The sequence below is a fragment of the Saccharopolyspora sp. ASAGF58 genome, assembly GCF_012277335.1.
GTDB classification, from domain to species: Bacteria; Actinomycetota; Actinomycetes; order Mycobacteriales; family Pseudonocardiaceae; genus Saccharopolyspora; species Saccharopolyspora hattusasensis.
Genome location: NZ_CP040605.1, coordinates 593,709 through 619,299, shown reverse-complemented (window position 1 = coordinate 619,299; position 25,591 = coordinate 593,709). Strand labels below are relative to the sequence as shown.

13 protein-coding genes are annotated in these 25,591 nt (G+C 68.7%); 8 read left to right on the top strand and 5 right to left on the bottom strand.

Annotated features, from left to right (window positions below):
• Nucleotides 1-508: 508 nt before the first annotated feature.
• Complete coding sequence (locus FDZ84_RS02560) at nucleotides 509-13,201, top strand: protein-glutamine glutaminase family protein (RefSeq protein ID WP_168584542.1); 12,693 nt, start codon at nucleotides 509-511, stop codon at nucleotides 13,199-13,201.
• A 373-nt stretch (nucleotides 13,202-13,574) separates the two neighbouring features.
• Nucleotides 13,575-15,602, top strand: a complete 2,028-nt coding sequence (locus FDZ84_RS02555) for a primosomal protein N' (protein WP_168584541.1) — start codon at nucleotides 13,575-13,577, stop codon at nucleotides 15,600-15,602.
• A 6-nt stretch (nucleotides 15,603-15,608) separates the two neighbouring features.
• On the opposite strand, the gene FDZ84_RS02550 is transcribed toward FDZ84_RS02555, so the two are convergent.
• The 4 genes from FDZ84_RS02550 to FDZ84_RS02540 all read right to left on the bottom strand — a co-directional run bounded on the left by FDZ84_RS02550 (nucleotide 15,609) and on the right by FDZ84_RS02540 (nucleotide 17,399).
• On the bottom strand, nucleotides 15,609-15,809 hold the full coding sequence (locus FDZ84_RS02550) for a hypothetical protein (protein WP_168584540.1): 201 nt from the start codon (nucleotides 15,807-15,809) through the stop codon (nucleotides 15,609-15,611).
• 66 nt (nucleotides 15,810-15,875) lie between these two features.
• Nucleotides 15,876-16,235: a transposase gene (locus tag FDZ84_RS38495; protein WP_246868745.1), complete on the bottom strand. Its 360-nt coding sequence runs from the start codon at nucleotides 16,233-16,235 to the stop codon at nucleotides 15,876-15,878.
• Entirely contained in the window at nucleotides 16,232-16,447 is a 216-nt protein-coding gene (locus tag FDZ84_RS38490) for a hypothetical protein (RefSeq protein ID WP_246868744.1), read from the bottom strand. Before FDZ84_RS38490 ends, FDZ84_RS38495 begins: the two co-directional genes overlap by 4 nt.
• A gap of 571 nt (nucleotides 16,448-17,018) precedes the next feature.
• Nucleotides 17,019-17,399, bottom strand: coding sequence for a GNAT family N-acetyltransferase (locus tag FDZ84_RS02540; RefSeq protein WP_246868743.1), 381 nt, complete (start codon nucleotides 17,397-17,399; stop codon nucleotides 17,019-17,021).
• Between the two features lie 21 nt (nucleotides 17,400-17,420).
• Here FDZ84_RS02540 and FDZ84_RS39915 point away from each other — a divergent pair, with 21 nt between their 5' ends.
• On the top strand, nucleotides 17,421-17,555 hold the full coding sequence (locus FDZ84_RS39915) for a hypothetical protein (protein WP_256413654.1): 135 nt from the start codon (nucleotides 17,421-17,423) through the stop codon (nucleotides 17,553-17,555).
• Here FDZ84_RS39915 and FDZ84_RS02535 read toward each other — a convergent pair.
• Entirely contained in the window at nucleotides 17,543-18,595 is a 1,053-nt protein-coding gene (locus FDZ84_RS02535; RefSeq protein WP_168584539.1) for a polysaccharide deacetylase family protein, read from the bottom strand. The genes FDZ84_RS39915 and FDZ84_RS02535 overlap by 13 nt on opposite strands.
• A 185-nt stretch (nucleotides 18,596-18,780) precedes the next feature.
• Here FDZ84_RS02535 and FDZ84_RS02530 point away from each other — a divergent pair, with 185 nt between their 5' ends.
• The 5 genes from FDZ84_RS02530 (at nucleotide 18,781) to FDZ84_RS02510 (ending at nucleotide 25,563) form a co-directional block, all read left to right on the top strand.
• On the top strand, nucleotides 18,781-20,382 hold the full coding sequence (locus FDZ84_RS02530; protein ID WP_168584538.1) for a putative glycoside hydrolase: 1,602 nt from the start codon (nucleotides 18,781-18,783) through the stop codon (nucleotides 20,380-20,382).
• A 286-nt stretch (nucleotides 20,383-20,668) separates the two neighbouring features.
• Nucleotides 20,669-22,462, top strand: coding sequence for a gamma-glutamyltransferase (gene ggt, locus FDZ84_RS02525; RefSeq protein ID WP_168584537.1), 1,794 nt, complete (start codon nucleotides 20,669-20,671; stop codon nucleotides 22,460-22,462).
• A 212-nt stretch (nucleotides 22,463-22,674) separates the two neighbouring features.
• Nucleotides 22,675-23,220 carry a peptide deformylase gene (gene def / locus FDZ84_RS02520; RefSeq protein ID WP_168584536.1) on the top strand — a complete coding sequence of 182 codons (546 nt, stop codon included), beginning with the start codon at nucleotides 22,675-22,677 and terminating at the stop codon, nucleotides 23,218-23,220.
• 1 nt (nucleotide 23,221) lies between these two features.
• Complete coding sequence (gene fmt, locus FDZ84_RS02515) at nucleotides 23,222-24,154, top strand: methionyl-tRNA formyltransferase (RefSeq protein ID WP_168584535.1); 933 nt, start codon at nucleotides 23,222-23,224, stop codon at nucleotides 24,152-24,154.
• Nucleotides 24,151-25,563: an RsmB/NOP family class I SAM-dependent RNA methyltransferase gene (locus FDZ84_RS02510; RefSeq protein WP_168584534.1), complete on the top strand. Its 1,413-nt coding sequence runs from the start codon at nucleotides 24,151-24,153 to the stop codon at nucleotides 25,561-25,563. Before fmt ends, FDZ84_RS02510 begins: the two co-directional genes overlap by 4 nt.
• The last annotated feature ends 28 nt before the right edge of the window (nucleotides 25,564-25,591 follow it).

Here is a 25,591-nt window from a genome sequence, read left to right as displayed (position 1 = left end):
CTCCGAGCCTCGGAGCCGGAGCGAGACCGATGCCCATTTTCTTCTATTGTCCGGGCTAAAGGGACACACTTTCGGGCTTCCGTGGCGGAATGTCGTGTTGTCTGGCAGTGTCGTTCCGATTTCGCGTGCGCTACGCCGAATGCACGCATGACGAGAAGCGGGGGGCGATGCTTGGTCAGGAACGTTGGTTTCTGCTGGCCGCCCCACAGTTCCGGAGGCCCCGGACGAGGTGTCTTGGCTGGAGTTGCCAAGCGTGCTCAAGACGAATCGCCCAGGTGGGGCCGGAGACCTCTACTCGTGTGACGGCTGTGCGGGGCGGATCCCCTCGACACCCCACCGCAGGCCCGCCTTGCGGAGGTCCTGGTGCTCTGCAATGAACTCCGCGATCAGCGATCTCGGCCGCGAAGAAAGCCGACGCCGCCTTGAGAATCGCGTTGTCACGCTTGAGTTCCGTATTCCCCCGGCGTAGCCGTTTCCTAGTCTCTGGTTTGAGGGTGGGGTGGGTGTGATGTTTTCGTCGATCATGGTGCCGGAGGGGGTGCGGCGGCTTTTTCAGGTGTTGACCGGTGAGGATATGACGAATGCGGATGAGGGTGCGTTGTTCGCGGTGGCGGAGATGTTGGAGTCGGGTGCGGCGGGGCTGGGTGAGGTGCGGGCGTTGGTGGCGGAGTTGGTGGGGAAGGTGCGGACGGAGTTTTCGGGGAAAGCGGCGGACCGGTTCGCGGACGGGTTGGGGATTTTTGATGGGTTGTTGTCCTCGGGACAGGCGGGGTTACTGGATTTAGCGGCGTTCGTGCGGAAGACGTCGCAGCAGGTGCGGTATCTGAAGCTGGTGACGATTTATAGCTTGCAATTGCTGTGGATAGAGATGGCGTGGGCGATGCAGTTTGCGGGGGCGACCGCTGGCGCGTCGCTGTTGTGGCTGGCGGCGCGGATGGCGGTGATGCGGTTTTTGTTGACGAGCTGGTGGAGGCAGTTGTTCATGCGGTTGGCGATGATGGCGGCTGGTGGTGTGGTCTTCAACGTGCTGCCGGACGTGCAGGCCCAGCTAACGATGCGGGGTGAGGAAGCGGCTGAGAACTGGGATAGGACGCTGACCGAGCAGGCGGCGGGGATGGGGGCGTTCTCGGCGTTGGTGTCGCTGCCGATGTCGGCGCTGGGCGGTCTGGTCAGCAACGCGTTGACGAAGGTCCTGGTGAAGGGCCTGGGCGATGACGTGGACGCGGCGATCCTGGAGGCGGCGGCGAAGAAAGCGGTGGCCGAGCACGCGGAGTTGTATCCGGTGTCGGCGATGGCGAAGTTCGCGGACGCGGTGGGCAAGAGCCTGGATAACTATGCGGGGATGTCGGTGGGGGCGATGTGGCTGGCGCGGTTCGGGCATAGCGTGGGGGAGGCGTTGGCGGGCTCGTTGTCGGAGTTGTTCGGGGAAGCGTTGTATGCGGCGGCCACGGGCCAGAAGGTGACCTGGAACCCGTTTAGTTTGACGGCGGGTTTCTTCGAGACGGTGTTCAGCGGTGTGGGCAACCTGGCGGGTTTGGCGTTGCGGGGCAAGCTGCACCCGGAAGGCCCGAGCCCGTACCTCGAGGGCACCGGCGGGGGCGGGGGCGGCAGCGACGATGGTGGCGGGTCCGGTGGGGAGAAGACCCCGCTGCCGGGGGCAGGGTCCGGGTCACAGACAGGGGACATCCCTGGCACCCCAGACAAGGACGACAGCACGTTCATCCCATCCGATACCTCACAATCGGCTTCCTCCGATGCCTCGCGATCGGATGCCTCGGATGCATCGCGATCGGATGGCTGGGCTGGCTCGGATTCCGGGGCCGGCTCGGATTCCTCGAGTGTGTCTGATGTGGACTCAGTGTTCTCGGATACGGGGTCGGTGGATTCGGCTGCGGTGTCGGTGCCTTCTGGTGACGGCCTGGTGGTGCCCGGTTCCGCTGTGGTGTCTGCCGTTGTTGTGGGCGGCACAGACGGTAAGGACGGCACGGACGGCACGGACGGCACGGACGGCACGGACGGTAAGCGGGGCGCCGATGGCAGTGTGCCGGGCAGGGACGCGATCGGTGGTGTTCCGGTGGTGCCCGGTTCCGGGCAGCACCGGCCGGGCACACCACCACCCGCATATTCCAGTGGGGTACCGGGTGTTGATCCGGACCGGCCGGGCACACCGCCGCCGCCGTACAGTCCGGAGCCCGGTGGCGATCAGGCCGTGCCCGGGAAGCGGCCGCTGGAGGTGCCTGCCTCGAAGACACCGGACTCCCCGACAGTGACCCCGCATGCTTCCGATGTACCCGCGGATCCCCCGCGCCCGGAGACAGTCAGGCCCGGGTCTGTCGACGAATCTGACGATCGGGTGCCTGCGGATGCCGCGCGCCCGGGGACTGTCGGGTCCGGGTCTGTTGTGGACTCCGGCAGTGGTGTGCCCGCGGATGCCGCACGCCCGGAGACTGTCGGCTCCGAGTCTGTTGTGGACTCCGATGGTCGTGTGCCTGGGGCGTATCCGGGGTCGCCGGGTGGGGTGACCGGCCGTGATGGGGATCCCGGTGTGGACTCGGTTGCGGGGCGTGGGGATTCGCATCGCCAGGACGGGGCGGTGGTGTCGGCGGATTCGGTGACACTGTCCGGGGAGGGGTCGCCGGCGGCGCCGTCTCTGGATCGGGATCCGGTGGCGGTGTTGCCGGCGGGCTTGCCGGCGAACGTGGTGCGGGTGCCGGTGTCCGCAGAGGTGGTTGCTGGTGGCGGGTTGGCGGAGTTCGTGCGGGGCGCGGATTCCACGGGTGGGGCTGTGCTGCTGGTGTCCCCCAGCGATCCGAACGCGGGTGTGGTGGTGACGCGGGGTGAGGGGTTGGCACTGGCGAAGGAGATGGGCCGCAACGTTGTCGCGATGATGCCGGGACAGGGCGGGCGCGAGCCGCGGTTCATGGTGTTCCCCGCGGATGGTTCTCGTCCCAAGCCGCTGGCCGGGCCCGGTGCTGTGGTCCTGACCGGCGGGGGTAGGGGCGTGGCCGGCCTGGCAGAGGCCTCGGCAACGGTCCCGGCCGCCTCCGGTGACAAGACGGTGGCCCGGGGTAAGGCACCGGCTACCGGGACGGGGTCCGCTCAGGAGAGGTCGGTGGCTGGGGAGGGACAGCCCGCGTCGACCACGCCCGGTGCCGGGTCGGGCACGGTACGGGATACCAGTCGGATACCGGTGGGGCAGTGGACGCAGGAGGAACTCGTCCGCGCGATCGCCGAGGCGAAGAAGCTGGACCTGTCCAGCAGGGAAAAGGCGACGGCGGGGCAGATTGTGTGGCTCGCGCATGACGTCGCGGGGTTGGCTCGCGGGGGTGCCGTCGTGCCGTTGGAGGATGTGGTGGCGCTGGTCGCGGCCAAGTACCACGAGCTTGGCCGGGAGCACCGGGCCGAGGTGGTGGAGTTTTCCCGGGCACTGGCGGACAGGCTGGGTACGCGGCGCAGCAGGCCGATCATCCACGCCGGAGCCGGGCCGGCACGGCTGTCCGATGTGGATTCCGCCCCGGTGCCCTTCGGTGAGCTGAAGCCGTTGAGGGGGGCGGTGGATGCGTGGGGGTCTGAGCTGCGTGGCGGGGAGGGGTCGTTGCCGGATGTGGTGGATGGCCGGAGTGTGGTGCTGGGCGCGGAGGATTTGGCGGGGGTTTCCGAGGATGGGCAGGCGGCGCTGGACGCTTTCCAGGCAGCGACGGAAGTGGCAGCGGAGCCGAGGCTGGCCGACGTTGATGGTCACAATGTGGTGGCGTTCCTGCGGATGCTGGGCTGGTGGGGCGTTGCGGACCATGCGGTGGTGATGAGGAGGCGGAAGACGACGTGGAGAGCCCGCACGCGGTCGTCGGATCTGGACGGTCGGGAGTTGGTCGAGAAGCGCATCGACGCCTGGTATGTGATGGGCGAGGACGCGCCAGGGGCGAGGCCGGATAGTGCCAAGCGGCCGGAGGATTTGTGGGACCCGCTGACCCGGGGGGCGCCGGGTCAGTTGTGGACGGTGCCGGAGCATCTGAATCCGGACCGGGTTTTGCCGCCGGGTACCGCGTTGGAGAAGATCGGCGAGTCGTTTGAGTTCTTCGTGCATGTGGTGGATCCGGCTGGTGTCAGGGTGGAGTACGGGCTGGCGGATCAGGGCCTGTCGCTTCGTGGCCGCGAGGTCGAATGGGAGGGGTTGTTCGCGGCCCTGAACGATGAGGGTCCGGCGGAGTTGATGAGTATGGTCAACCCGGGGGTGCGCCGGGACCAGTATCTGGCTCAGGCGTTGGGGGTGGACGAAACCACGGCGCGGGTGTGGCGGATATGGTCGCACCTGCCCGAAGAGTGGCATGCCGAGGCGTTGCGCCGGGCGATCATCGGGTCGGTGGTCAGCACCTACGGCGGGCGAGAAGCGGTCAAGACACTGGTCAAAGACCTGCTGCCGGACGGTCCACCGTACGACGAGCGGTTGCAGGTCCTGGGGCAGTTCATGGTGCGCCTGGCCGATCGCCGCCGTCGGCTGGAGAGGTCGGGCGAGGAAGGGCGTGCCCAACCGGGTGCCCCCCGCAGCACGGCTGAGTACCGCGCCGAGCTCCTGAAAGAGGTGGCCAGGCTCGGTGGCCTGGACGAGGTGGTGCGTGCCGGGAGCAGGCCCGACATCCGGGTGCCGGTGCGCGAGCTCGGCGGTCCGGCACCGCAGCGTGCCGGTGAGCTGGGCAGGCGGCCCAGTCCGCGGGAGCTGAACGTGCTGCGTGAGTTGGTGCATGCCCTGGACGGTCGTGAGTTTGACTACCTCAGGCGCTTCTTCGGTGACGACTGGACGATCGCCCAGACGATCGGCGTCGAGGAGGAAGACGTGAACGCGTGGGAACATGGCCGTCCCGGCGATCGTGCGGTGGCGCGTGGGATCTTGCTGGACACGATTGTCGCGGCGTTCGGCGGCCCGGAAGGGGCGGTCGCGGTGGAGGACCGATTGCGGGAGCTGACCCGCCTGAGGCGCGTGCGGATGTTCGCGCACGGGCAGCCGAAGGAGGCAGCTACCGCCGCGGACAGGTTTTTCGGTTTGTCGACCACGGAGGATCGGTGGGATTGGACTCCGGGCGACGCGGTGGACTACGTCGCCGGAGATCCCGAAGTCCCGGATAAGGAATTGGTGCGCCACCTCGGTTGGAAGCGAGCGGCTGCGGTGACCGCAGTTTCCCAGTCCATGGCTCAGGCCTGGCTGGACGGCAGCCGCCAGCCCTCCCCGGAGCATCTGCGGCGGATGCGCGAGGCTGCCCGGCCCTGGAACTCGGAGCTGGTGCGCTACCTCGGCCCGGGCCGGGCTCTCGAGGTGACCGACGCCGGGTGGTCTGTAGAAGAGCAATATGTATGGGGGTGGCTGGCGGGCGTCTCGAAGCCCCCCGCGGAGCAAGCCGGGAAGCTGCGCCTGGATGTTTTGCGGGCTATCCGGGATGGGCTCGTTCCGCCAGCGTGGTTCAGGCGGTTGGGTTGGAGCGAGAACTGGATACGGGAGGCTGAGCGCCGTCTCGCGTGGGCCGATGCCACGCAGGGAGAAAAGTTCCCGTCCGACGCATGGGAACAGTGGAAGAAGGTGAATGCCCCAGTTCCGCCTTTGCGGCCCGAATCGCAAAAGGCCATCGATGGGCTGGGGAAGTCGCTGAGGGCTTCGGTCAATTACATCGTTGTTCAGGTCCTGCTGGGCAATGAGGACGCGAGGGCCATGGTGGAGGGCTCGGGCATCGTGATTCCCGACCCGGGTCCTGAGGCGGCCACGGAGTTGCTGGAGAAGATCGCCGATAATGTCCGCGCGGCGAAGGGCTTGCTGCATTCTGGTGTGTTGCGGCGGGTGGTGGGAGGTGCGGCGAGTGAGCGGTTCCAGGCCGCGACCGGGGGTGTTGTCCCGCAGCCCCGGCTGACCGGTGGCCCCGACGCGGTGCAGGGGTTCATGAGGCAGAGGGCGGGGGACGACGTTCATTTCCTTGTGCTGAGGGTGCCGCAGGCGACCTCGCAGGATGCCCCGTCGGCGACCCCGCAGGGTGTCCCGCGGGCAGAGTATGTGACGGGCAAGGATGCGGATAGGTTCCTGGCCTCTGGTGCCTTCTTTGAAGGCGGGCCGGCGCATTATTTCGTGGACGCGGTCCAGGGTGATGGCAGAAGGATCGATTCCGCGTCGACGTTGGAGTGGGACGTGATGGCGGCCGCGGGCGATGCCTTGGCTTGGTCGGCTCAGCCTGACCGACTGGGCCTCGCGGGGGCCGCCGACACCGTGAAGATTCTGGGTGGGTCGGCTCAGACGGCGTGGCTGGATGGCCGGTTGCCGCCAGCGGCGGAGTTGCTTGATTTGCCGAAGTCCGAGCGGCTGGACCGTAACCTGACCAGGGTTGTGGAGCTGGCCGAGCTGGCGGGCCGAATGGAACAGCATCTGGAGACGATGCCGCCGGGATCCGGTCAGGACGGTACGCGTGCACTGGTCGAAAGTGCGAAACGCATCGTACGACAGGGAGCCTGGACCTCAACGGATTTGCGGTGGGTCAAAAAGAGGTTGCCTGGGATGCGGAAGGCCGAGCGCGAGCTGGCGCGCTCGTTGCGTCGTACTGCTGCGGATCGGGAACTGCGAGGGTTGAGCGATGAGGCCGATGCGGGGTTGGAGGAATTGTCCGACGAGGCAAGGGAAAAATTGCGGGACGACGCATACGAAAAATTGGGGGCGCCACTTAACGGCTCGTCGCGGGCTGTAAGCGTGATGGCCTATAACATGATGCGTGGCGTCGGGGACGGTGAGATCGCGCAGGTACAGGCGACGCTGGGCCGTATTTGGGTGGACTTGATAGCTGTGAGTGCGGGCGCGGGGCCAGAGCCGGCGAGTGACCGGGGTGGGGGGCCCGAATCGGTCGGTGATGCGGGCGTGGTGCCCGCGCGGCGTGGGGATGTGCGGCCGGAGTCCACTGAGGGTGCGTCGGCTGATGCGGCGACCGGTGACACCGAGAGCGAACCCGATGCGGCGGAACTGCAGCAGCTGCGGGATCGGCTTTCCAGGTTGAGGGGCGACGACGGGGTGCCGTCTGCGAGCCCAAGGTCCGACGGTGGTGTTGTCTCGGCGAAGGGCGGCGCTGTTTCGCAGGATGGTGTCGCTGTTTCGCAGGATGGTGTCGCTGCCTCCGTGCCGAACAGACCGCAGGACGAAGGTGCAGCCGTCGAGCGGACCATGCCATCTCGCACGGTGGATGAGTTTAAGGCTCGGTGGGACGGCTATTTGGCTGCCAATGAGGAGTTCGGTGATCAAGTTGGATTGCGGGCGGCGGTGGCCGTGCAGCTGTGGATGGGTGAGCGTCCGGAGGGGGTTGCCGGTCGGGGGCCGTCGGTCGACGAGCAAGAGCGTCTGTGGGATTCGATCACCCGTGCGGTGGGACTGGAGATCGAGCGCCGTGTCGAATTCAACGGCGTGATCAATGCACTTCGTAGTGACTTTGTTCAGCCGACGGATACCACGGTAGAGCGGTGGGCGGAGCGGATCGGAAAGGCTGCGGATCGGGTGGAGCAGTGGGAGGCGTCCGCTGACCCGGCGTCGGTAAGTACCGTCCACGGAGTGGCGGCGGTGATGCTGGGGCCGATGCCAGAGGCGGAGCCGGGCACGGTGGATAACGACGTGTACGAAGCAATTTTCTTAGTGAACAACGCAATACGCCTAGTGCTGACCGAACTGCTGACGGGTGTGGGGGAGACACGGGAGATAGCGGATGGACGCGACATCGCGGAGTTGATGAACGCGCTTTATGACGACTTTGCGGCACTGCTTGATATTCCATCAACAGATCCTTCGTGGCGGCGTAGTCGGACGAAGACCGCTTCGTGGTTCGATCCCGAGCGGGTTCCCTTGCGACCTGACCAGTGGGAGAATCTGCGGCAGGCTGAGCCGGACTTCTCGGTTCGGTCCGAATTGTGGGAAGTGTCGGGTCACAGCACCCCAAGGGTTATCGTGGGCACCGAGCAGTTGGTGCGATACGACGTGCGGCGGATCAAGGTGGAGGGGCGTTGGGTTCAGGAGTACACCCTCAAATTTTTCCTGGAAGCCGACTCGCTTATGGGGGCCATCGATCGCGCGACGTGCGTTGAGAAGGTACGCGCCGCGGCCGATCGGTATTTCAACCGGGGTTACCGGTTTCCGTCGGGCGAGGAGTTCCATGTGCGGGTCGAGTTCCCGGACGATCCGGAAAATGCGCACCAGGCGATCTCCCAGGACAGCAGCATGCAGGCAAGCCTGCTGAACATGGACCTCGTGGGTTCCGATGCGCAGCTCGCCCGGATCTTGGGGCTCTATCTGGGAATTCTGGATGAAACCCCGCAACAGCGTTGGCCCGGGCAGGATGCGCGGCCTGTGTTCCATCGGGACGACATGCCGGTGTCCAAGAACCAGCGGATCGCGATACCGCGCCGGAACCGGGTGTATGGCGACGAAAGCGTGATGTGGTGGGGTAGTCGTGGTGGTCGGCTGTTACCGCGGCATCTGGCGCAGCTGGAAGAGAGCACGCGGGCGTACGGGTTCCGCCCGGGGTCGGCGGATGCGGGTTCGCCGACGCTTGCCGCCATCCGGCCGGAGGATTTCGGGTCGGTGGCGCAGTGGCGAGCTCGAACGTTGGACAAGCTGTTGTCGCAGAACGACATTGATGTCGACTCGGTAATGGATGCGTTGCGCTCGGTGCGAGGAAAGCGGGTCGCAGTCGAGGGACTGTACCGGGCGTTCCAGGCGCATACCGGGCGGAAGCTGGATTCGGTGTTGGCCGATGTCCTCGGCGGGGAGGATGCCGCGTACGCGGCACAGTTGTTGGGCATGCAGCCTGATTCCCCTGACACCGGTGACCCCGAGCCGCCGTTTACCTCGGTGCCGCCGGGACTCGGTTACAAGACGCACCACCGTCGGGATGTGTTCGAGTACGCGGCTGCGGTTCGTGGGCACGTGTCCACAGGTTCGGGGGCGTCCGATCCTGCGGTGCGGAAGCAGTCTTTCGAAGCCGCGATGCGCCTGATGCGTGCGCTGGACCGTGACCTACGCAAGATTTGGGCGGTGCAATCGGCTTACAAGACCCAGTTCGGCTCGGACTTGCGAACAGACTTGATCCAGCTGCGGAGTGATTATCACGAAGCGATCGGGAACGTTATGGGTGACGTCATTTCGCGGCCCACTTCGATGGAGCAGATAATCGAGTGGCACCGGAAGCTGAAGAACACCACATTCGAAAATTATTCCCTTGGCGAGACGCCGGTTCGTTATGATCACCCCGAAGACGGCTGCTACCTCCGGGCGCACGCCTGGGTGATGGACCTGGTGCGAATGGGCGCCTCTCCGATGAAAATCTTCGTTGCCCGCGACCTGCCCAAGCTGGGCTTTTATTCCCCATATGCAGAAGCTGCGTTGCCGGGCAAGCCCGCGAAAGTGGAACATCGCTATCACGTCGCGCCGATGGTCACGGAGCATACCGATTCCGGGCCGAGGTCGTGGGTGCTGGACTGGGCCCTCAGTGCCAACAGCGGCGATCACGATGCGCGTCCGCTGACGATTGACGAGTGGCTCCGTCAGATGGGTGTTTACGCCCATGACGAGACCGTTACTGAATATCGCGGTACGGCGGAAGAGATAAAGCAGCAGTACATCGACGACTGCAGAACCGGGCCGTCGCGCACATATGACGACGGGTGGATGTTTCCCCAAGGGCGGGCTATCGTCTTGCTCGCGCCCGCGCACAGCTGGTTACCGCATCCAGAGAGATCGCCGGCAATCCCGAGGGATCTTTTTGAGGCCGATTTCCGGTTTCGGGATGACGAAAGCCGCCTCATCGAGATGAACCGCACGGCCGAGCGGCGTGCCGGGCAGCGCCTGGAGGAGGCGCCAGGTGTGTCCGCCGCGGCTGGTTCTCGTTCCAGGCCGGTGGGCGGGCCCGCTGCTCCGGTGCCGGCCGGTCTGGCGGACTCCTCGGCTGCTGTTCCGGCCTCCGGTCCGCAGGCGGTGTCCCCGGAGGCGACATCGCCTCGGGTGGCTTCGGCAGCCGGGGGCCCGCAGTCTGCGACCACCACACGCGATGGCGAACCAGCACGGCTGTCCGATGTGGATTCCGCCCCGGTGCCCTTCGGTGAGCTGAAGCCGTTGAGGCCTCCGGTGGATGGGGGGTCTGAGCTGGGTGGCGGCGACGCGGAGTACGCGCGGGGTGGGTCACGGGGGTCGCTGCCGGATGTGGTGGATGGTCGGCGTGTGGTGTGGTACGCGGAGGATTTGGCGGAGGCTTCTGAGGAGGGGCGCGCGGCGCTGCACGCTTTCCAGGCAGCGACGAGAGTGCCTGCGGAGCCGAGGTTGGCCGATGTTGATGGTCACAATGTCCTGGCGTTCGCGCGGATGGCGGACTGGTTGGGCGTTGCGGGCCATGTCCTGGTGGTAATGGAGCGGAAGACGACGTGGAGAGCCCGCAGGGGGCGCTCGTCGGATCCGGAAGCACCGGTGTTGGTCGAGAAGGGCATCGACGCCCGGTATGTGAAGGGCGAGTACACGCCAGGGGCGAGGCCGGATAGTGCCAAGCGGCCGGAGGATTTGTGGGACCTCCTGACCCAGGGGTCGCCGGGTCATTTGGGGGAGGTGCCGGAGCATCTGGATCCGGACCGGGTTTTGCCGTGGGGTACCTGGTTGGAGAAGATCGGGGAGTCGGTGAAGTTCTTCGTGCATGTGGTGGATCCGGCGGGTGTCAGGGTGGAGTACGGGCTGGCGGATCCGGGGCTGTGGCGTCGTGGCCGTGAGGTCGAATGGGGTGGGTTGTTCGCGGCTTTGAAGGATGAGGGGCGGCCTGCGGTGTTGATGGATTTGGTCAACCCGGCGGTGCGTGAGAGCCGGTATCTGGCTCAGGCGTTGGGGGTGGATGAGGCCACGGCGCGGGTGTGGCGGATGTGGTCGTACCTGCCCGAAGGGCATGCCGAGGCGTTGCGGCGGGTGATCATCGGGTCGGTGGTCAGCACCTACGGCGGGCGGAAAGAGGTCAAGAGTCTGGTCAAAGAGCTGGTGCCGCCCGGTGAGCGGTACAAGGAGCGGTTGGGTGCTCTGGGGCGGTTCATGGTGGGCCTGGCCGATCGCCGCCGTCGGTTGGGGGGGTGGGGCGAGGAAGGGCGCGACACCCGCAGCGCGGCTGATTACCGCGAGGAACTGCGGCAAGAGGTGGTTAGGCTCGGTGGCCTGGACCAGGTGGTGCGTGCCGGGAGCAGGCTCGACATCCGGGTGGAGGTGCCGGTGCTCGGCGGTCCGTCACCGCAGCGTGCCGGTGTGTCAGGCCGGCAGCCCCGCTGGCGGGAGCTGAACGTGCTGCGTGAGTTGGTGCACGCCCTGGACGGTCGTGAGTTCGACTACCTCAAGCGCTTCTTCGGTGAGGACTGGGACGTCGCCGCGGCGATCGGCGTTCTTCCGGAAGACGTGCGCGCGTTGCGTCTTGGCCGTGGCGGTGATCGTGCGGTGGTGCGTGGGATCTTGCTGGACGCGTTTGTCGCGGCGTTCGGCGGGCCGGAGAGGACGGTCGCGCTGGATAACCGATTGCGGAAGCTGGGCCTGGGCCCCCTGACGGGCCTGCGGACGGCCTCGCAGGGGGAGCTGGCCCATCTTCGCCATGTGGTGGAGTACGTCGCCGGGGGTGCTGTTCCCGCCGGAGCCTCGGATCAGGAATTGGTGCGCCACCTCGGTCCGGCCCGGGCGGCCCTGGTGACCACAAATACCGAACCCACGGTTCAGGAGTGGCTGGACGGCAGTAGCCACCCCAACGAACTCGCTCTGCAGCGGTTGCGCGAGGCTGCCCGGCTCCCGAGCTCGGAGCTGGTGCGTTACCTCGGTCCGGGCCGAGCAATCGAGGTGACCGACGCCGTCGAGGTGCCTGTAGAAGAGCAATATGTATGGGAGTGGCTGGCGGGCGTCCGCGAGCCCCACGCGGAGCGAGCCGGGAAGCTGCGCCTGGATGTTCTGCGGGCTATCGCGGATGGGTTCGTCCCGCCAGCGCCGTTCAGGCAGTTGGTGTGGAGCGAGAACTGGATACGGGAGGCTGAGCGCCGTCTCGCGTGGGCCGATGCCACGAAGGGAGGCGAGTTCCCGTCCGACGCACGGTCACAGTGGACTGCGGTGAACGACGTCTTCCGGAGCGTTCGCGCTCGTCGGGCTGACCCAGTTCCGCCTCTGCGGCCCGAATCGCGAGAGGTCATCGATGGGCTGGGGAAATCGCTGAAGGCTTCGGTCAACTACATCGTTGTTCAGGTACTGCTCGGCAATGAGGTTGCGAAGGCCATGGTGCGGGGCTCGGGCATCGAGATTCCTGCCCCGGGTCCTGAGGCGGCCACGCGATTGCTGGAGCAGGTCGCCGACAGCCTCCGCGCCGCGGAAGGCATGCTGCACTCTGGTGTGTTGCGGCGGGTTGTGGGAGGTGCGGCGAGTGAGCTGTTCCAGGACGAGACCGGGGGTGTTGTCCCGCAGCTTCGGCTGACCGATGGCCCCGCTGCGGTGCGGGAGTTCATGGGGCAGTGGGCGGGGGACGACGTTCATTTCCTTGTGCTGAGGGTGCCGCCGGCGACCTCGCAGGATGTCCCGCGGGCAGCGTATGTGACGGGCAACGGCGCGAATAGTTTCCTGACCTCTGGCGCCTTCTTTGAAGGTGGGCCGGCGAACTATTTCGTGGACGCGGTCCAGGGTGATGGCAGAAGGATCCATCCCGCGTCGACGTTGTCGTTGGGCGTGATGGCGGCCGCGGGCGATGCCTTGGCTTGGTGGGCTCAGCCTGGCCGCGCCTCCGCGGCCCCCAGCGACGGCGATGGTTTCGCAGCGCCCGCGTCGCTGGGGGAGGGTTCGCAGCCGACGGCCGCCGACATCATTCTGGGGGGGCCGCAGGTGGCGTGGCTGGATGGCCAGTTGCCGCGAGAGGTGGGGTTGCTTGATTTGCCGGAGTCCGGGTGGCTGGATCGTAACCTGGCGGGGATTGCGGAGGCCGCCGAGTTGGCGGGCCGAATGGAACAGCATTTGAAAGCGATGCCGCGGGGATTCGATCCGGACCGTAAGTATGCACGAACCGTCGAAATTGCGAAACGCATGGTACGGCAGGGAGCCTGGACCTCAGAGGATTTGCAGAGAGTCAAAAAGAGGTTGCCTGCGATGCGGGAGGTCGAGAAGAAATGGCGCGACTTGGCGTCCCGGACTGCCCGAACAAACAACGCTTAGCTCTGTACGCCCTGGTCACGTGCCCGGGTCTTGATGTTGATTCCGCTGTCGTCGGTGTGGACCAGATGACCGGCCGTGATCGCCTCCGGTGAGGAGAGCTGATCCGCTACTTCACGCTCGAATCGGACGATCGGGATCGGCTGATCTGGTCGGCGCGTGGCGTCGGGAACCACCTGGGCCCTTGCGGTGCAGGGCTGACGGCCCGTGAGTGTTTTTGGTTGCTATAGCACCCAAAAACACTCACGGGCCCTGAAGCCCCGCCTGCGCCCGGGTGGTCCCCGCCACCTATGTCCGGACGAGGTCCTGACGCCCGGGGAGTCCGTTCTGACGTGCTGTTGACGGCCGGGTCCGGGTGCTCTGGTAGAGAAGAGACATGGCAGGTGCGCAACCCCGGAAGCGGAAGGGGGAGACGGCAGAGCGGACCGCGGCGGCGACCCGACCGGTGGCCCGCGTGCTGGTCGACGTCCCGCTGCCAGTGCACCTGGACCGCCCGTTCGACTACCTGGTGCCCGACCGGCTGGACGCCGAGGCGGTGCCGGGCTGCCGGGTGCGGGTGCGCTTCCGGGGCAAGCTGGTCGACGGCTACCTGTTGGAGCGCAACGAGACCACCGACTTCCAGGGCACCCTGTCCTGGGTCGAGCGGATCCCCTCCCCGGAACCGGTGCTGAGCCCGCAGCTGCTGGAGTTGGCCCGCGCGGTGGCCACCCGCTACGGCGGGATGCTCGCCGACGTGGTGCGCCTGGCGATCCCGCCCCGGCACGCCGCGGCGGAGAAATCCGCCCCCCGCGAACCCGGACCACCGCCGCCCAGGCCCACGGCCGGAGCCTGGGCCCGTTACCAGCACGGAACGTCCTTTTTGGACGCCGTGGACGCGGGGCGCTCGGCTCGGGCGGTCTGGCAGGCACTACCCGGCGAGGACTGGCCCACCCGCCTCGCCGAAGCCGCCGCCACCGCGGCGGCGGCCGGACGCGGCGCGCTGATCGTCGTACCCGACCACCGAGACCTGCAACGACTGCAAGACGCCTGCACGGCGCTCCTCGGGGAGGAAGGCGTCGTCGCTCTCGCCGCCGATCTCGCCCCATCGATGCGCTACCGCCGCTGGCTTGCCGTGCTGCGCGGCGCGGTGCGCGTCGTGATCGGAACCCGCGCGGCGATGTTCGCCCCGGTCCACGACCTGGGCTTCGCAGCGGTCTGGGACGACGGCGACGACCTGCACAGCTACCCGCAGGTGCCCTACCCGCACACCCGCGACGTGCTGACCCAACGCGCACACGCGGCGGGAGCGGCGCTGATCGTCGGAGCATTCGCCCGAACCGCCGAAGCGGCACTGCTGGCCGAATCCGGTTGGGCGCACGAACTGGTCGCGCACCGCACGGAAGTGCGGGCAGCGGCGCCGCGGGTGACCGCGATCGGCGAAGACGACACCCAACTGGCCCGCGACCCGGCGGCGCGCGCAGCGCGGCTGCCGTCGGTGGCTTTCGAAGCGGCGCGGGCCGCGCTAGGCGCGGGAGCACCGGTGCTGGTGCAGGTGCCGCGGCGCGGCTACGTGCCGGCGCTCGCGTGCGGCGACTGCCGCGAGCGAGCGAGATGCCGCCGGTGCGCGGGGCCGCTGGCGCTGCCGGGAGGCAGCGAAGGCGGAGCGCCGAAGCCGGCGGCGTGCAGCTGGTGCGGAGCCGCGGAAGCGGCGTTCAAGTGCAGCTCCTGCGGCTCGCGGCGGCTGCGCGCCGTAGCGGTCGGCGCCAGCCGCACCGCAGAGGAGCTCGGGCGAGCGTTCAGCAACGTGTCGGTGCGGACCTCCGGTGCGGGCGAGATCTTGGCGAAGGTCCCGGCGAAGCCGGCGCTGATCGTGTGCACCCCAGGTGCCGAGCCGGTCGCCGAAGGCGGCTACGGCGCGGCGCTGCTGCTGGACGGCCGAACCCTGCTGGGCCGCCCCGAGCTCCGCGCGGCCGAGACGGCGCTGCGGCTGTGGTTCGCGGCGGCAACGCTGGTCCGGCCCGCCCGCGATGGCGGGCGAGTGGTGGTCATGGCCGACTCGTCGCTGCAACCGGTGCAAGCACTGGTGCGCTGGGACCCGGCGTGGTTCGCATCCCTGGAACTCGCCGAGCGAGCGGAGCTCGGCTTCCCGCCGGCCCGCCGCGTCGCCGCGGTGGACGGCACGCCGGAGGCGATCGAGGCCCTGCTGGACTCGGCGGACCTGCCTTCGACCGCCGAAGTCCTCGGCCCGGTGCCGCTGGGCGAGGTCGACGAGGACGGAAGTTCGGGGCGGGAACGCCTGATCGTCCGCGTCGACCGGGCGGACGGCCGAGCACTGGCGGACTCCCTCCACGCGGCCCAAGCCGTCCGGGCGGCCCGGAAGGCCGCAGAACTCCAAGTCCGCCTGGATCCCCTGGAAATGCTCTAGGGCTGATCATTGGGCTTCCAGAGCCAGACTCAGCACCTCGGCGGCGACGGCAGCGCTGCGGTTTCGGCCGAACGGCTCGACTTGCACGTTCGTCACCAGCGTGTCGTCTTGCCGCGAACCGTAGCGGTAGCCAGCGAACTCCACGGTTCGGTAACGCCTCATCTCCTTCGGTAGCTCAAGGACGTTTCCGGTGCCGTGCACGTCCACGAGATCCTTGAATTCGGCAGCATTTGCTGCATTGGGCGGCTCTTGACATCTGATGGGATCTTGTAATCACGTTGCTACGCATGGTGTACACGTCGCGATGACGGTGTGTCGCCATTCGGGGCGAGTGGATCGGGAAGCGACGCAGCGCGAGCGGCGTTGCTGGTGGGTGACGATGTTGAACCCGAACGCACCCCGGTAGCCGAGTTTGACCAGCCGGTTGACATTTTCGGCGGCCGCGTTGCTGAGCCCGGTGAGCACGCCACGGGCGATCTCGGCACGCGAGGTGGAGATGGTCTGCGCCAGGGTCTGAATCTCCGGGACACTGTCGCCGATCGTTCCGCAGAAGACGAAGAACGCCTCGAACACCCTCCGAACCTGGTGGCCGGTCGTGGCCACACCGGTCTGGTTGGGCGACAGACCGATCACCGCGCGCAGCAGTTCGTTGGCCCGCCACGTTCGGCGGCACGGGTTTCGGCTTCGATGTCGGCTATGAGGCGCCAGACCGCGTAGGCGCCGTCGCCGCCTCCGGCGTGCTGGCCAGAGGAGAACGCGATGGCTCTGGTCGGCAGTTGGGTGGTGAGCATGGCGAGGATCAGCAGGTTGAACAGGACGAACGTGCTGAGCCGGATCCAGAACATCGGTGGTTCTCCTTCGGTTGGGCGGGGGGTGTCAATTTCGCGAGAAATTGACGTTCACCCGGGTGACGGTCAATTTCTCGCGAAATTGCGCCGCCCCCGGGTGATCACAGGCGGGTGGGGGTGTGCCAGCAGCGCATGCAGGTGTCCTCGCGGATCCAGTGCACTCGGACCGGTCGTGCAGCTCCGCTGCGTTCGCCTCCGCTCCGCAGAACGCCTTCACCCGCTCGTCGCGCGAAACTTTCCTTGCTGCGATGGGAACGCGTTGGCGGCCTCCCGTGACCGGGTGACAGACTTAGGTCTGGTGGCCGGATGTAAGCAAGGCCTGTCACGAATTCCGTGTAAGCCACGAATGGAGTTGATCTCGTTGGGTTTACAGCACGATCGTCCACATGAGACCGACCGCATTCTGGTGGGGCGAAACTGATACGCCGGGACTAACGGCGCGACCAATCAAGATCCAAATGAAGCACGCTCCAAGCGCGTGTATTCGAACGGTGACACCTTCGGGGTGGGGTTCGTGTCGTCGAGCGCGGATTCTGGCGGACCATCAAGACGATGACCCCGCGCTGTCTCACGGTGCGACTACCGGCTTGCGGAAGAAGATGCGGAAGAAGACGCGGTGGTAGCCGTCCTGTTCGGCGCGGCCCGTTTCGGTGTAGCCGTGGCACCGGTAGTAGCCGAGGTTCTCCGTCATGACTTCGTTGGTGTAGAGCCGGATTTCGGTCATCCGCCGCCTAGCCGCCTCCCGGTCGGCCAGCGCCAGCAGGTCGCACCCGAGACCCCGGTCTTGGGCGTCGGGATGGACCGCGACGTTCTCCAGCAGCATCACGTCGCCTTCCGGCACGAGCACCAGCATCCCCAGGATGCGATCGCCGTCCTCTGCGACCCAGACCTGGTGCGTGCGCAAGGCAGCCGAGTAGTCGGCGGTCATCGGGGCCGGAAGCCGGTCCATGCGCTCCGGAGGTCGTGGCGGGTGATGGAGAAGGTCAGCCTGCGCTACATTCGGACGTTCTGCCACGACTGGCCGGGCGGTCCGATCGAAGGTGCTGCGCGGGGCGACGTCGAATACGCGGCGACCCGCGAGGAATGGCTGGCTCAGTACTCGTAGAGCCGCGCGCCGACCGCGGCCGACGGCGCGGTCTTCCGGTCGGCCGGGGCGGAGATCCGGTTCGGATCGCCGTCTGAGGTGTAGCGGCGATCCGGGGCGGCGGCGAGCTTGTCCAGCCACGCCGTGGAGCCGTACTGCGCGTCCTGGCCGGTCGTGCCTTGCGAGCGGATCCGGGGCACGTTGGCCGGGTCGAAGTCCGCCGACCACGGCGACGGCGCGGGATTGGAACCGACCAGCATGACGCTGTCGTGGTGGTAGTCGACCCCGTCGGCCGAGCCGTCCGCCGCCAGCCGCTCGTTCTTCGGGTGCACGCCCAGCGGCAGGGCGATCGACCGGACCTGCACGCCCGGCACTGCACCGGTGATGAACCGCTGCATCCCGGCGATCTGGTGCCCCACCTTGGCATCCGGGGTGCGGCCGAGGTTGGCGTGGTCGAGCGTGTGGTTGCCGATCTCGAAACCGTGCTCGTGCAGCCAGGCCAGGGTGCGCCGACCGGTGGGTTCCCCGAACGGCGGATCGTTGACGTAGCAGGTCGCCACCGGGCGGAAACCGGGATGCGCGGCGGAGACGTCGAGCAGGATGCGGATGCCGGTGTCCGCCGCCGGCTCGCCCGCACCGTCCAATGTGAACTGGCCGATCGATCCGTCGTCGAAGGTAAGTACCACCGGGTGCTTGCCGACCGGGACGTCGATCCGGCCGGTGGCGTATTCGGTTGCGGTCACCGGCACGTAGTCCTCGCCGGCCAGCCGTTCCAGTTCCGCGCGGAAATCCTCCGGCGTGCGGTCGTAAACGCTGCTTGGCGTGGGGACGATCCGGTGGTACATGAGCACCGGGACGTCGCCGAGCTCGTTGGCGCGCACCGATTCCGGTGCCGGCAGCGGGGGTGGTGCGGGCGGTGGCGCGGGCGGTGGCGCGGGCGGTGGCGCGGGCGGTTGGACGACCGCGTTGGGTTGCGCCGGGCCGGTTTCGCCGCTGCACCCCGCGCAGACCGCGAGCAGGACCGCCGCCGTCGCCACGACGCCGACGCGAACGTTCCGCATTGCTGACCGCATCCCCACCAACGTAGAAGACCGGCTCCCCTGCTGTGTATACGCCAAGTGGTCATTGATCTTCCGCGCTCCGGCTGCGAGGATGGAACTGTCGGTCATCGCGGCCGGCGAGAACTTGATCGAGCACGAATTTCGTGCACCCGCGCGAGTTCGCCTGAAGTCGGGAGGCGAAAGCGATGGCGGATGCTGGTTCCAGCACGGCCCGCGCCAAGTCAGTGCCGGCGGACATGCCCAAATCTGTCGTGGTCGTGGTGGGCAGCCTGGTGGTGCTGCTCCTCGGCTTCCTGCTGCTGAGATCCATGTCCACGGAGGACGTTGAAATCGCAGGGCTACCGGACCATCCGATCATGCCGGCCGAGGTGGGTTCGATCCAGATCCGGACCGGAGGCGCCGATGGGGTGCGCGTACTGATCGACGGCAGTGAAGTCCCGACGGTCGACCAGCAAGGCGCACGAGCGGTGCAGGCGGCGGGCGTGCCGGACGGGCCGCACGAGTTGCGCGTCGTGGTGCCGCGCAGCCCGTCCTGGCTCGGTTCGGTCACCACCAGCCGGGTGTTCACAGTGGACAGTGTGCCGCCTGCGCTGCAGGTCGAGGACTCGCTGCGGCCGGACGGGCCGGACAAGCCGGTGACGGTCACCGGGACCGTGCAGGACGCCACCCGGGTGGAGGTGGCCGACAAGCCCGTGATGCCCGATCCGCAGGGCGGGTTCAGCGCGGTCGTCGACCGGCCGGACCGGGAGGTCCAGGTGGTCGCGACCGACGCGGCGGGCAACCGGGCCGAGCGGACCATGACCGTCCATATCAGACACTCCGGGATGCGCGCGGTGCACCTGACCGGGCTGGCCTGGACCAGCGGCTCGCTGCGCGAACCCGTCCTGGAGATGGCCCGGCAAGGCAAGATCGACACCATCGAGCTGGACCTCAAGGACGAGAGCGGCGAGGTCGTCTACGACTCCGCGGTGCCGATGGCCCACCAGATCGGCGCGGTCAAGGGCTACTACAACGCGAGGCAGGTCCTCGACCATTTGCACGGCCTGGGCGTGCGGGTGGTCGGTCGGCTGGTCGCCTTCAAGGACCCGGTGCTGGGCGCGGCGTCCTGGAACGGCGGGCACCCGGAGCGGGTCGTGCAGACCGCCGCCGGGCAGCCCTGGACCAGCGGCGCCTACGGCAGTTATGCGTTCACCAACTTCTCCGATCCCGTGGTCGTCCGGTACAACATCGACCTCGCCGCCGAGGCCGCCGAGCTCGGCTTCGACGACGTCCTCTATGACTACGTGCGGCGGCCCGACGGGCACATCGAGCAGATGCGCATCCCGGGCCTGACCACCACGCCGGAGGCCGCGATCGCCGACTTCCTGCGGCAGACCCAGACCGAGGTGCGGTCGCGGGGCGCGCTGCTGGGCGCGTCGGTGTTCGGCATCTCGGTGGACCGGCCGACCGAGATCGCCCAGGACATCCGGCAGATCTCGCGGTACGTGGACTACGTCTCGCCGATGGTGTACCCGTCGCACTGGGCTCCGGGGGAGTTCGGTGTCGGCAACCCCAACTCGCAGCCCTACGACATCGTGGCCCGTTCGCTGGCGGCGTTCGCCAAGGCGGTCGAGGGCACGGACGTGCAGATCATCCCGTGGCTGCAGGACTTCAGCCTCGGCGTCAGCTACGGCCCGGGCGAGGTGGCGGCGCAGATCAACGCGGCGCGGGCCAACGGCATGAACTCGTTCCTGCTGTGGGCCCCCAACTGCCGCTACCACGACGCAGCCCTCAACCCGACGGGTTGACCGCGGAGGACGGCGGTTCCCCGGGGCTGGTGGTTCGCTCGGAGGCCGGTGCTTCGTCCCGGGGCTGGCGGTGCCCCGGGGCCGGCGGCGATTTCGCGCGAAATCGTCACCTCTGCCGCACGCGGGCCGGCGATTTCGCGCGAAATCGCCGGTGCTCGCCCCGCTGGCAGGCCGCAAACTTCTCGCGAAATCGGCCTGCGGCGAGGCGAACGCTTGTCATGGCGCCGCTGTTGTATTGGGGGCGCAGACTGGGCAGAGTATGGCCTTGTCGATGTTGGAGGTGGCGATGCCCGCGAGGCCCGTTCGACTCACCCTGGGTGTGATCACCGCGTGCGCCCTTGTCGCGCCGATGGCGCAGGCGGTCCCGGGCGGGCCACCTGAGCCGCCCAAGCAGGCCGAGGCGACCGGCTTCGGCGGTGCCGTGTCCAGCGTCGACCCGTACGCGACGCAGGCCGGGATCGAGGTGCTCCGGCGCGGCGGCACCGCCACCGACGCGGCGGTCGCGGTCGCTGCCGCCTTGGGCGTCACCGAGCCCTACTCGGCCGGCGTCGGCGGCGGGGGCTTCTTCGTGCACTACGACGCCAAGACCGGCGCGGTCGAGACGATCGACGGGCGGGAGACCGCGCCCGCCGCCGCCCGCGAGGACATGTTCGTGGAGAACGGCAAGCCGATCCCGTTCGACCAGGCGGTCACCAGCGGGCTCGGCGTTGGTGTGCCCGGCACCCCGATGACCTGGCAGGCGGCACTGGACCGCTGGGGCACCAAGGACCTCGCCGAGGTGCTGCGCCCGGCCGAGCAGCTGGCCCGCAAGGGCTTCGTCGTCGACGAGACGTTCCGCCAGCAGACCGAGGAGAACCAGGAGCGCTTCAGCGCCTTCCCGGCGACCCGCGACCTGTTCCTGCCGGGTGGGAAGCTCCCCGAGGTCGGGAGCGTGTTGCGCAACCCCGACCTCGCCCGCACCTACCAGGCGCTGGCCACCGAAGGCATCCGCGCGCTGTACAACGGCGAGATCGGCGCCGACGTGGTCAAGGCGGTGAACCAGCCGCCGGCCGACCCGGCCGCGAACCGCCAGGTGCGTCCCGGTGGCATGACGGTCGACGACCTGAGCGACTACCGGACCAACGAGCAGGCGCCGACCCACGTGACCTACCGCGGGCTCGACGTCTACGGCATGGGCCCGGTCAGCTCGGGCGGCACGACCGTCGGCGAAGCGCTGAAGATCCTGGAGCGTACCGACCTCGCCGGCGCCGACAAGACCGCGTACCTGCACCGGTTCCTGGAGTCGAGCAAGATCGGCTTCGCCGACCGCAACCGCTGGGTGGGCGACCCGGAGTTCAACGACGTGCCCACCGACGAACTGCTCAGCGAGGAGTTCGCGGCCTCCCGCGCCTGCCTGATCAGCGACGATGCCGTGCTGCAGACCCCGGTCGCGGCCGGCGATCCGCGCAACCCGCAGGGCTGCCAGGCGGGCACCTCCGGCGCCGTCGACCCGTACGAGGGGCCGAACACGACGCACCTGACCGTGGCCGATGCCCAGGGCAACGTGGTGGCCTACACGCTGACCATCGAGCAGACCGGCGGTAGCGGGATCGTGGTGCCCGGTCGTGGCTTTCTGCTGAACAACGAGCTGACCGACTTCAACTTCACCCCGGTCACCCCCGGCCAGCCGGATCCGAACCTGCCTGGTCCGGGCAAGCGCCCGCGCAGCTCGATGAGCCCGACGATCGTGCTGCAGGACGGCAAGCCGCTGCTGGCGGCGGGCAGCCCGGGTGGCGCCACGATCATCACCACGGTCCTGCAGGTGCTCACCGGTCGCCTGGACCGCGGGCTGTCACTGGTGGACGCCATCGCGGAGCCCCGCGCCTCGCAGCGCAACGCCGCGCAGACCGAGGCGGAGCCGGGATTCCTGGCCCAGCCGGAGGCGGAGAAGCTGAAGGCCATCGGCCACCAGTTCAAGACGACCGGCGAGATCGGCTCGGCGACGGGCGTCGAACGGCTGCCTGATGGCCGCTGGGTCGCGGCGGCCGAGCGCGAACGACGCGGCGGCGGCGCGGCGGCCGTGGTGGTCCCGACCCGCTGAGGCCCGGCAATTCGCCCGGCAGCTACCCGTGAGCACTTTTGGGCGCCATGGCACCCAAAAGTGCTCACGGCATTTGAACAGCGAAAACAGGTGCGCGACGGCCGGTGGCGCGGCGTCGCTACGGCGGAACTCCCACGCAGGCGACCTGGACCGGGCGACGACTAGACTCGTCGGGTCGCCAATCGTCGACGTCGACATCCCAGGGAGTTCAAGTGACCGTCCAGCCGATCAGACTCTTCGGCGACCCCGTGTTGCGTACCAAGGCCGATGAGGTGGTCGACTTCGACAAGGAGCTGCGCACCCTCGTCCAGGACCTGTGGGACACGATGCAGGATCGGGGCGGCGCCGGGCTGGCCGCGCCGCAGCTGGGCGTCGGCCTGCGGGTCTTCACCTACCACTGCGACGGGTTCGCCGGGCACTTGGTCAACCCCACGTGGACGGCGGTCGACGACGAGGAGCAGTTCGGCCAGGAGGGCTGCCTGTCCATCCCGGGCATGTACTGGGACTGCCTGCGCGCCAAGCACGTGGTGGCCCGCGGCTGGAACATGCACGGCGAACCGGTCGAGGTCGAGGGCACCGACCTGCTCGCCCGGTGCGTCCAGCACGAAACCGACCACCTGGACGGCGTGCTGTTCGTCGACCGGCTCGACGAGCAGACCCGCAAGGCCGCGCTGCGCGAGATCCGCCAGGCCGCGTGGTTCGACGGCAACGCGCCGGTGATCAAGGAAAGCCCGCACCCGCTGTTCGGGGGTCGCTGACATGCGCGTGGTCTTCGCCGGCACGCCCGCCCCCGCGGTCCCCGCGCTGCAGGCGCTGCTGGATTCCGACCGGCACGAGGTCGCCGCGGTGATCACCCGGCCGGACGCCCCGGCCGGGCGCGGCCGCAAGCTGGTGCGTTCCCCCGTCGGGGCCCTCGCCGACGAGCACGGCATCGAGGTGCTCACCCCAGCCCGCGCCGCCGCCCCGGACTTCCTGCAGCGGCTGGAGGAGCTGGCCCCGGACTGCTGCCCGGTGGTGGCCTACGGCGCGCTGCTGCGGGAGAAGGCGCTGGCCATCCCGAAGTTCGGCTGGGTGAACCTGCACTTCTCGCTGCTGCCCGCGTGGCGCGGCGCCGCCCCGGTGCAGGCGGCCATCAAGCATGGCGACGAATTCACCGGGGCCAGCACCTTCCGGCTGGTGCCCGAGTTGGACGCCGGGCCGGTTTACGGCGTGGTGACCGAGCAACTGCGCGCCACCGACACCGCCGGTGAGCTGCTGGACCGGCTCGCGGTCTCCGGTGCCGGCCTGCTGGCCGCCACCCTGGACGGCATCGAGGACGGCACGCTGCGCGCCGAGGAGCAGCCGAACGACGGCGTCAGCTACGCGCCGAAGGTGACCGTCGAGGACGCCAAGGTCGACTTCGCCGCCCCGGCCGCCGCGGTGGACCGGCTGATCCGGTCGGTCACCCCGGACCCCGGCGCCTGGGCGCTGCTGCGCGACGAGCGGTTCAAGCTAGGCCCGGTGTCCATCGTGGACGACGTGGAAGACGGGCCGGCCCCCGGCGAGATCCGGGTGGAGCGGCGGCGCGTGCTGGTCGGCACCGGGACGTCGGCGGTCGCGCTGGGCGAGGTGCAGGCGGCCGGGAAGAAGCGGATGGCCGCCACCGACTGGTCCCGCGGAACCCGTATCGAGCAAGGAGAACGGCTCAAGTGAACGATCGCCGCCGCCGGCCGTCCCGGCCGGCAAAGGCCCGCCCGCCGCAGCGCAAGTCCACCCCGGCCCGGCCGGCGGATATCGACCCGGCGCGCATCGCCGCGGTGGAGACGCTGCGGGCGGTGCGGGAGCGCGACGCCTACGCCAACCTGGCGCTGCCGCCGCTGCTCAAGCAGCGCCGCATCACCGGCCGGGACGCCGCGCTGGCCACCGAGCTGACCTACGGCACCTGCCGGGCGCAGGGCCTGCTGGACGCCGTCATCGACGAGTGCAGCAACCGGCCGCTGGCCGAGCTGGACCCGAAGCTGCTCGACGCCCTGCGGCTCGGGGTCTACCAGCTGCTGCGCACCCGGATCCCGGCGCACGCCGCCGTAGCATCCACTGTGGACATCGTGCGGTTCGAGAACGGTTCCAAGCTGGCCGGTTTCGCCAATGCCGTGATGCGCCGCGCCGCCGAGTCCGATGAGCAGGACTGGGTCGACAAGCTTGCCCCGGCGCGCGCCGAGGACCCGGTCGGCCACCTCGCGATGCGGTACGCGCACCCGCGGTGGATCGCGCAGGCCTTCGCGGATGCGCTCGGCGTCGACGAGCTGGAGGCGGCGCTGGCCGCCGACGACGCCCGGCCGGCGGTGCACCTGACCGCGCGCCCCGGCGAGATCAGCGCCGACGAGCTCGCCGCGATCACCGGCGGCGACCCCGCGCCGTACTCGCCGTACGGGGTGCGGCTGGAGGCGGGCGCGGGCGACCCCGGCGACCTGGAGCCGGTGCAGGAGGGCTTCGCCTCGGTTCAGGACGAAGGCAGCCAGCTGGTGGCGCTCGCGCTGACCCGGCCGGAGGTCGAGGGCTCGGACCTGCGCTGGCTGGACCTGTGCGCCGGGCCCGGCGGCAAGGCCAACCTGCTCGGTTCGCTGGTCACCCTTGACGGCGGCTCGCTCGACGCCGTCGAGCAGGCGCCGCACCGCGCTGACCTGGTACGCAAGGCCACCGATGGGCTGTCGGTGTCGGTGCACGTGGCCGACGGCCGCGACCCCGGCCTGGAGCCCGGCTTCGACCGCGTGCTGGTGGACGCTCCGTGCACCGGGCTGGGAGCGCTGCGGCGTCGCCCGGAGGCGCGGTGGCGGCGGCAGCCGTCGGACGTCGGGGAGCTGACGAAGTTGCAGCGCGAGCTGCTGATCTCGGCGATCAAGCTGACCCGCCCGGGCGGCGTGGTCGCGTACGTCGTGTGCTCGCCGCACCTGCCGGAGACCGCGGGCGTGGTGTCCGACGTCGTGCGCCGCACCGGGGTCGAGCAGCTGGATGCGCGCCAGTACTTCCCGGACGTGCCGGGCCTGGGCGAGGGGCCGGGCGTGCAGCTCTGGCCGCACCGGCATGGGACCGACGCGATGTTCTGCGCCCTGCTGCGGGTGTGACGATGATGTGGGCTGGTGCCTCGGGGCC